General features: G+C 71.7%; 7 protein-coding genes. 3 read left to right on the top strand and 4 right to left on the bottom strand.

Going from position 1 to position 8,236, the window contains the following annotated elements; genetic code table 11:
• Nucleotides 1-80: 80 nt before the first annotated feature.
• Nucleotides 81-1,427 (bottom strand): serine hydrolase domain-containing protein, encoded by a 1,347-nt coding sequence (locus K3769_RS38800; RefSeq protein ID WP_267030898.1) that lies wholly within the window; start codon nucleotides 1,425-1,427, stop codon nucleotides 81-83.
• A 106-nt stretch (nucleotides 1,428-1,533) separates the two neighbouring features.
• Nucleotides 1,534-2,742, bottom strand: a complete 1,209-nt coding sequence (locus K3769_RS38795) for a cytochrome P450 (protein WP_267030897.1) — start codon at nucleotides 2,740-2,742, stop codon at nucleotides 1,534-1,536.
• A gap of 623 nt (nucleotides 2,743-3,365) precedes the next feature.
• Between K3769_RS38795 and K3769_RS38790 the strand changes: the two genes are divergently transcribed.
• Entirely contained in the window at nucleotides 3,366-3,935 is a 570-nt protein-coding gene (locus K3769_RS38790; RefSeq protein WP_267030896.1) for a hypothetical protein, read from the top strand.
• A gap of 66 nt (nucleotides 3,936-4,001) precedes the next feature.
• Nucleotides 4,002-4,226, top strand: a complete 225-nt coding sequence (locus tag K3769_RS38785) for a response regulator transcription factor (protein ID WP_267030895.1) — start codon at nucleotides 4,002-4,004, stop codon at nucleotides 4,224-4,226.
• 36 nt (nucleotides 4,227-4,262) lie between these two features.
• Here the strand turns inward: K3769_RS38785 and K3769_RS38780 are convergent, their stop codons facing one another.
• Together K3769_RS38780 and K3769_RS38775 are read right to left on the bottom strand one after the other, a co-directional pair.
• Nucleotides 4,263-6,728: an NACHT domain-containing protein gene (locus K3769_RS38780; RefSeq protein WP_267030894.1), complete on the bottom strand. Its 2,466-nt coding sequence runs from the start codon at nucleotides 6,726-6,728 to the stop codon at nucleotides 4,263-4,265.
• A 190-nt stretch (nucleotides 6,729-6,918) separates the two neighbouring features.
• Nucleotides 6,919-7,521, bottom strand: a complete 603-nt coding sequence (locus K3769_RS38775; RefSeq protein WP_267030893.1) for a TetR/AcrR family transcriptional regulator — start codon at nucleotides 7,519-7,521, stop codon at nucleotides 6,919-6,921.
• A gap of 113 nt (nucleotides 7,522-7,634) precedes the next feature.
• Here K3769_RS38775 and K3769_RS38770 point away from each other — a divergent pair, with 113 nt between their 5' ends.
• A complete protein-coding gene (locus K3769_RS38770) occupies nucleotides 7,635-8,228 on the top strand; it encodes a TetR family transcriptional regulator (RefSeq protein WP_267030892.1) in 594 nt (197 codons plus the stop codon).
• Nucleotides 8,229-8,236 lie beyond the last annotated feature (8 nt).

The raw sequence follows: 8,236 nt of genomic DNA, 5'->3' as shown, positions 1-8,236 counted from the left end.
CGCGGGGAGCCGCCCGGGCGCGCCGGGCCGCACGGGGGCGGCACTGCGGCGCGGGTGGGGTGCGGCGGGACGGCTCGGTGTCAGACGGTGCCGACGCGGCGGGCGGTGCGACCGGAGATCTGTACGCGGTCGACGCTTCCGTCGACGGGATCCCGGTGGAAGCGTCCGCCTGGTTCCCGGAGACCGGTGGCCGGGTCGACCAGATCGCAGCTCAGATCCGGGTAGCAGACCAGGGGCAGCGACAGGTCGCCGTCGATGGACAGCGCGGGCAGGCCGTCGGCGCCGAGACTGATCCGGTACTCGCTCGTCCCGTTGCGGTAGGTCCCCGCGCACTGGGGGAACGGGATTGGTCCGCCCCGGTCCTGGCTCGCGGGAGTGACCGGCACCCGCAGGCCGGTGAGCCGGGTGAGCTGGTCGGCCAGGTCCCGCCAGAGTGCGGTGGCGCCGCCGGCGTTGCCGGTGAAGGCGACCACGACGCCGCTGCGCGGCTCGGCACGCAGATGGCAGGAGGTGCCCTGGGCGTTGCCGTCGTGACCGCACCACCAGCGGTCGTCCTGCTGGTAGAGGGCGGCGCCGAGCCCCCAGGCGTCCGCCAGCGGGCCGGCTTCGGTTCCCTCCTCGGGCCGTCGCATGAGCGCGGCGGTGGTGGACGGGAGGACGGCGGTCCGGCCGATCAGGGTCCTGCCCAGGGCGAGCAGATCGGGGGCGCTCGCCAGCAGGGCGCCGGCCGGGGCCTCGACGGGAGCCAGGCTCTGCCGGGCCGGCCGCACGGCTCCGGTGGCCGTGTTCAGGGTGTGCCCGCCGGCGGTGGGGCGGAGCGGGGCGCGGTCACCGAGGAAGGCGGGCGTGATGCCGAGCGGCTCCAGCAGCAGGACGCGTACGGCTTCGTGCCAGCTCATACCCGTCACCGCTTCGATCAGCCGCCCCGCGGCCACGTAACCGGCGTTGGAGTAGGAGAAGTCCGTGCCGGGGGCGAACAGCGCGTCCTCGGCGGTGCAGACCGCCGCGAGATAGCGGGAGGCCGTCATGCCCGCCGCGGTGTCCGAGTCGGGGCCGGTGGGCAGGCCGGCCGTGTGGGAGAGCAGGTGACGCACGGTCACCTTGGGTAAGTCCTGGAACTCCGGCAGGACATCGGCGACGGACTCGTCCAGATCGAGGTCCTCGTCGTCGATCAGGAGCATGACGGTGGCGGCCGTGCAGGTCTTGGTGACGCTGCCCAGCGGCACGGCGGTGTCGGCGGTGAACGCGGTGCCCCGGACGGCGTCGGCCGTGCCGGTGTGCACACTGACGATCTCCGTCCCGGTGTCCACGGCCAGATGTGCGCCGGGCACGCGGTGGGTCCGCGCGAGGCTGTCGAGGCGGTCCTGCAGGGTTCGGCGCAAGGGGGACGACGCGGAGGCGACTTGAGCGGTGGTGGGGTAAGGCATGTGAAGGGGACTCCCGTGCTGCTTGAGGTGAACGTGACGCCGGGGGCCGGTGGGGATGAGCGGAACGGCTCCCGCGTCGGTGCGGGTGATGATGCGTTCTTGCCTGCTAACTGCGTGCGACTTCGACCGGCAGACGGCGTACGCCGACGATGACGCCGGGGTTCTGGAAGGTGACGTCTCCGTAGGCGGGGACACCCAGATCGGAGAAACGTTCAAGCAGCATCCGGAGGGCGATACGCGCCTCCAGCCGGGCCAGCGGCGCGCCGAAACAGAAGTGGATGCCGTGCCCGAAGGTCAGATGGGGATTGGGGCTGCGGGTCGGCTCGAAGACGTCCGGTGACTCGAAGCGGGAGGGATCACGGTTGGCGGCGCCCAGATGGGCCACCACCATCGCGCCCGCGGGGATGTCCTGCTCGCCGATCACCACGGGCCGGGTGGTGCGTCGGCCGAGTTCGGCGAAGGGAGGCAGCCAGCGCAGCACCTCCTCGACGGCGTCCGGGAGCCGGCCGGGGTCGGCCCGCAGCGCCGGGAGTGTGCCGGGGTGGCGGTCGAATGTGACGACCGCGTTGCCCAGCAGCGCCGTGGTGGTCACATGCCCGGCGACGAGCAGCAGGGCGACGAATCCGACGATCTCCTGGTCCTCCAGGCGGACTCCGTCCACCTCGGCGGCAAGCAGTCTGCTGGTGAGGTCGTTCCCCGGCTGCGCCCGGCAGCGCCGGATGTGGTCCAGGACGTAGCCGTTCATTTCCCGCACGGTGGGCGCGACGGCTTCGAGAGCGCGGGCCAGGTCGTCCATGGTGGGCGCTTCGCCGAGTTCGTCGCCGCCGAAGAGGGTGGCCGCCCATTCCTGGAAAAGCCTGTGGTCGGTTTCCGGTATGCCGAGCAGTTCGGCGATGACGATGATGGGCAGCGGGTAGGCGAGCGCGTCGACCAGATCGAATCGGTCGCGGTCTGCGACATCGTCCAGCAACCGGCCGCACACGTTCTCGATGCGTGGCTGCAATCCGCTCACCATGCGGGGAGTGAATGCCTGACTTACGAGTGTGCGTAGTTTTCGGTGCTCCGGCGGATCCATTCCCACGAAATTGCCCTGCCGGAAGACCGCGAAGTCCTCCTGCGTGGGCGCGATGGAAGAGAAGTCGGAGGAAAATGTCGCCGGGTCCGCCAGAACCGCGGCCACCGACTCGTGATCAACCGCCTGCCAGGCGCTCTGCTGTTCGTCGTAATGCACCGGTCTCATTGCGTGCAACGACTGCCATCTGTCGCTCAGTGCGTCGAAGGGTAAGTGCTCCTGCTCGGATACGTTGCCGGTCACCTGTTCTCCTTAGTGTGGTACGCGGGGACAGCGAAACCACAGGCGGGACGGTGGGCGTCGAGCTCGTGGGGTGAATATCCTCGACCCCGTCGAGCCCGGCGACAGTCTTCATGGTGCATCTACCGAGAGCAACCCCCCGAAGTCGGGTGGAGGGTATATCGGCAAGCCATTGCGCATTGCCTTCGAGCAGCCCGAACTAAAGGCTTCGGTGACGGTCCGGTGTGCTTCACCGCCTCCCACGCGTGCCCAGGAGGCAGATGACTAAACAGCCGATTGCGCAGAACCTGGAACTCCCCTTGCGGGCCCATAGATCACAACTCCCCTCACCTGCGCAGAGAATGGCAGCGGCAGCATCACGAGCATCGGCATAAAAAAGCGGAACACCCCATTCGAAGACGGTCCGAACCCTTGCGGCGTTCGACGCCGTGCCGGGTGACCCACGCACCCGCACCCTCGGCCACCCGACGGGCCCGGCCCCGACTTCGGCCGAATGTCGCCACGTCCCTCCGGGGACGGAGGGCGAGGACGGCCCTCCGCTGCCCCCTCCGCCCGGGTGCGGCGCACCAGGGCACCTTCGACGCCGGGGTGAGGGGAGGCGGACCGCTGTTCTAAGCTGACCGGCCATGGATGCGGGACTCGCTGCGGTGCTCGGCGCGGCCGTCGGGGCCCTGGGCACCGGCGGTGCCGCTCTGCTGACCGGACTCCTGGGCCGCGGACAGGCCAGGACACAACTCAGGGCCGAGCACGTCCGGTTGCTGCGCGAGCCCAGGCGTTCCGCGTACGTGGCGTTCGCCCAGTCGTTCCAGGAAGTACAGGCCCTCCACGCGGAAGCGTTCAAGTCCGCGTCCGCGGCGGCCGGAACGGCGGAACCGGACCGGAGCACGCTGCTGGACGAGGCCGACAGGCTCTACGCGCGGGCCGGTGACAAGCTGTACGGCGAGTTCCAGCAACGGCAGTCGGGCGTCACCGTCGAAGGCCCGCCTCCCCTCACGGCCGCCGCGTTCACCGCGGAGAACGCGCTGCTCACCTTTCGCGGTGAGTTGCACCGTCTGATCCGGGGCCTGCGGCGCGGGCCGGCCGCGGACGAACTCGAACGGGCGGCTGAGGATGCCCTGTTGGCCGTGCACCCGCCCTTGGTGCGGTTTCTGGACGTCGCCTCCGGCACGCTGGCGGACGACGGCCTCGGCGCGTAGCGACCGCACCGCAAACCTGTCCCCCGTCGGAGCACAGAAGGAAGCACCAACAGAAGGAAGCACCACATGACTGAGCGACCCACTGCCGATTCGCCCCGCCCCCCGCTGTCCCGACTGGACATCGATGTTCTCCGCCTGCTGGCGGAGGGGGCACTCATCAGGCATATCTCGGGTCAACTGGGCTTATCACCCCGTACGGTGCACCAGCGCGTCCAGCTGCTCATGACCGCCCTGGGCGCCGCCGATCGCGAGGAGCTGCATGCAAGGGCCAAGCAGCAGGGGTTGATCTGACGGGGCCTGAGGGGGAGGAGGCAGCACCTGTGCGCGCTACCGGGTGTCCGCCGCCTCCGCCAGCCGGTGCTGCAGTTCGATGTGCCGGAACTGGTAGACCGCTCCCACCCGGCGCAGCACACCGCGCTGCTCGTGCGCGTCGGCGAGGAAGGCCAGCAGGTCCAGGGGCAGGCGGACCTGGACCGCCAGGTACAGACGGGCGACCGCGTACCGGCTCCAGGCCGCCTGTCGCATCCCGATCGCCAGCCCCGCCAGCAGGGCCGGGACGAGACCGACCACGTACACCCACAGTCGCCCGTCGCGGGGGTTCGCGCCCCATACGCCCGTCGATCCCCACAGCGCGGCGCACCAGCCCTGGGTGCCGATCACCGCGACGCCGACGACCACCGCCGTCGCCACACAGGTGCTGAGCATGCGGCGGTCGTTGGCCAGCAGTGTCCGTCCGTCGACCGCGGCTCCCAGTTCGACCGGCACGGTGCGCAGGGCGTGCAGGAGCAGACAGGCCACCGCGAAGACCGCGCCCACCTGCCCGGCGCCCCAGGCCGCCGCGACCGGATCGGCGGGTGCGATGTACACCCGGTCCGCCCCGCCCGACAGCACGTCCGCGAACAGCCCCTCCAGCAGGACGCCGCCGCCCAGCAGCATGCCGCCGGCCAGGCCCCGGCACACGCCGCCCGCGCTCCAGTGCCAGCGCACCCGGGCCGCCGGACGAGCGGCCTCCACAGGCGGTCCGTCCCCGACCACGGCCGCCGCCAGGAGTCCGTACAAGAGGGCGCTGACGGTGCCGCAGGCGTTGCCGAATGCCAGCCCGTAGCAGATCGCCGCCCCGATCCCGGTCGCCAGGGCGCGCCGGTTCCACGAGGAGGGGCGGCGGACCCCGAGCCGGTGGCCGAAGGCGAACCCGGAGATGATCACGCCGACGAGCGCCAGCGCGCCACCGTCGGCCAGCCGGTGCAGCACGAGCGCGGCGGTCGTGTCCGGAGCTGCGGCCATCGCGCACAGCAGGGTGACCACGGCGCCCGCGACGAGGCCGCCCGCCAGTCCGCCGCACATTCCCGCCGCCACGACACCGAGCCCGCCCCGTTCCTCCCAGTGCGGCGTGGCGGGCAGTTGCGGGGCGAAGTGGTGGATCAGTTCCATGGTCGAGCCCTCGACCAGCCAGCCGAGCGTGCCCAGCAGTACTCCGGCCAGTACCCGTGGAAGCATGGTCGGGACCGCGTGATGCAGTCGCCACCAGGCCAGTTCGGCCACGCCGTCGCGCCCCTGCTCCATGCGCCGGGCCAGGAAGCCGAGGGCGTCGTGCGCCTGGTCCGCGGTCCATCGGCACGGTCGGCGCGGGTGCGGCCGGTAGGCGGCGGGGACGAACGCGTCGAGGAGGTGGTGCTCGACGGCGGTCCGCGTCGGGAGCCGCAACAGCGCGGCCGGGTCCGGCAGTTGCCCGTCCTCGTCGTCGGGGCGCGGGTTGTACACGGACCGGGCCAGGGACACCGTCAACGGGTTGGTGAGTGCCTGTGCCACCGGCGTCGCCGTCCCCAGCGCGGCCACCACCGGGGCCCAGCGCTCCGCCGCGGGGGTACCGGCTCCGCCCGCGTCGTGCAGGAGGTAGCTCGCGACGCTCGGCCCGTCGAGCGGGTCGAGCCGGATGCCGGCCAGCCCGGCCGGCCGGGCCGGTACCCCGGTACGCGGCCGGAGCGCCGCCAGGTACTCCCTCGGGCGGCTGGACAGCACGAGACCGCAGCCGTACGGCAGTGCCGCGGCGATGCGGTGCAACGCCGACGCACCCGCCCTGTCGGGAAGTTCGTCGAAGCCGTCCAGCACCGGCAGGACGAGCCGCCGCTCCAGGAGCATCCCGGCCAGGGTGCTGTCCCCGTATGCGCCGGACGCCGCCTCGGCCAGGTCCGCGTGATCCTGGATGAGTCTGCGCTCCATCCATGCGCGCAGGTCCTCGGCGGCCGGATTCCAGGAAGCCAGCGGAAAGAGCACGGGCACCGGCTCGCCCCGGCCGCGGCGCTCGGTCAGGGCGAGCAGGAGCCGCACAAGCAGGACCGTCTTGCCCGACCCGGGGCCGCCGAGCACGAGCAGACGACGGCGGGGAAGGTGTTCGGCGAAGAGCGCGCCGAGTTCCCCGTCGCGCCCGGCGAGCCGGCCGGACTCCTCGGTGATCGCGAACTCCGGGTCCGCGCCGCGCCAGGAGACCGGCAGCGGATACGGCTCCGACAGCCGCCGCATCCGTGCCTCGCTCTCCCACTGCCTGGCCACCGCGACGGCGAGCCGGTCGGCGACGGCGCCGGGGTCGTCCACCGCGGCCTCGGCGCGGTCCGCCCGGTAGGCGCACCAGGCGAGGTAGGCCCCGGCTCCGGTCGGCAGCAGGGCCGCGACCACGGTGGCGGGGTCGTCGAGACGAGGGGCGATGACGAGCGCCCCGAGGACGCCTCCGACGAACAGGACCAGGTACACGATCCCGGCCCGCCGTACGCGCGACCTGGGGACGACTCCGCTCACCCGACGAAGAATCGCGCGGCACGACCCCGTCCGGGCGCGGTTCCCTCCTTCTTCCATCCCTGTGGGTGAAAGGTGCCACCGGCACATCGGGGCCGTTGACGACTCGGCGGTCGGCCCTCGCCGACCCGGACGGCCATGGGTTGCGCGTCCTGTCACGACCGTTGAGGTGCTTGAGAGCCTGTGCTTGCGCTCATCTCGCTGCCAGCGCCCGGCGCCAGAACTCGGTGATGTGCGGCCGGAGCCCTTCCGTGTCGACGCCTTCGGGATCGATCAGCCGTTGCATGCCGACACCCCGGAGTTGCGCGACGATGGCGATCGCGGTCTCGCCGGGCGCCACGTCGGGGCGGATGTCGCCGTCGGCGATCCCGGCGGCGAGATCCTCGTACAGGCCCGCGTGGAACGCCTTGTTCCGCTCGCGGAAGAGCGGAGTCAGTTCCGGCGTCGTCGCGGCCTCGGTCCAGAGCTGGAGGAAGACCCTGTTCAGCACGTTCATGCGGCCGAGTCCGCCGATGTAGCCGTCGATCAGCCGCAGGAGGCGGTCCAGACCTGGCGGCAGGTCCTTGAGTCCCGGCACGAATCCGGCCTGCGCCGAGCGCGCCAGCCGTTCGACGAGCGCCTGCTTCGACCCGAAGTAGTGCGTCACGAGTCCGCGGCTGTAACCGGCGCGCTCCCCCACGCCCGCCAGCGTCAGCGCACGTACGCCGTGTTCGTCGACCAACTCCGCGGCAGCCGTGAGCAGGGCGGTCTCGGCTTCTTCACGGCGCTGCTTCTGCGTGCGGCGAGTGGTCGTCATGGAACCGGATTCTACAAGAAACTTGTCAGACGACCAACAAGTACATAAGAATGCGCTGTCGGCGGCGCATGCCCCGAAGGCACGCCGTAGACCGGAACGGGAGGCATCGGGTGATGCGAACCCCTCGTCGTGCGCCGCGATCGGACGCCCTGGAGAACCGCGCCCGCATCATCGAGGCCGCACACGCCGCCTTCGCCGGCGACCCCTCGGTGACCCTGCAGGCGATCGCCAAGGCGGCCGGGGTCGGCCAGGGCACCATGTACCGCCATTTCCCCGACCGCGAGTCCCTGCTGCTGGCCGTCTACCGTGACGAGCTCGAAGCTCTCGTCGCCACCGCTCCGCGCCTGCTGCGGGAGTACGAGCCTCTCGAAGCCCTGCGCCGCTGGTTCGAGCGCTTCGCCGCCGACGGCCGCGTCGAGGGCGGGGCGGCTCTGGCCGTGCGGGCCGCCACCCGGGCCGGCCGTCCGCACCCACCGCTCCTCGCCGCCCTGGACCTGCTGCTCCGTGCGGGCAAGGAAGCCGGGCAGGTGCGCCCGGACGCCGAGGCCGAGGAGATCCTGCTGCTGGGGTCCTGTCTGTGGATGACGGACGGCGGAGTCCCGTGCCCGGAACGCGGTACGCGGATGCTGACCGTCATCATCGACGGTCTGCGCACCGGCACCGGCACCGGTACTGGTACTGGCACCGGCACCGGCACGCGGCGCTGAGGTGCGCG

It is taken from the genome of Streptomyces ortus, from assembly GCF_026341275.1.
Taxonomy (GTDB): Bacteria; Actinomycetota; Actinomycetes; order Streptomycetales; family Streptomycetaceae; genus Streptomyces; species Streptomyces ortus.
Note: the sequence above shows the minus strand (reverse complement) of the source record. Positions and strands in the feature narration are given on the sequence as shown.

Coding starts and splice junctions, on each gene's coding strand:
- K3769_RS38800 (WP_267030898.1), bottom strand. CDS start 1,427: ATGCCTTACCCCACCACCGCTCAAGTCGCCTCCGCGTCGTCCCCCTTG.
- K3769_RS38790 (WP_267030896.1), top strand. CDS start 3,366: ATGGATGCGGGACTCGCTGCGGTGCTCGGCGCGGCCGTCGGGGCCCTG.
- K3769_RS38785 (WP_267030895.1), top strand. CDS start 4,002: ATGACTGAGCGACCCACTGCCGATTCGCCCCGCCCCCCGCTGTCCCGA.
- K3769_RS38775 (WP_267030893.1), bottom strand. CDS start 7,521: ATGACGACCACTCGCCGCACGCAGAAGCAGCGCCGTGAAGAAGCCGAG.
- K3769_RS38770 (WP_267030892.1), top strand. CDS start 7,635: ATGCGAACCCCTCGTCGTGCGCCGCGATCGGACGCCCTGGAGAACCGC.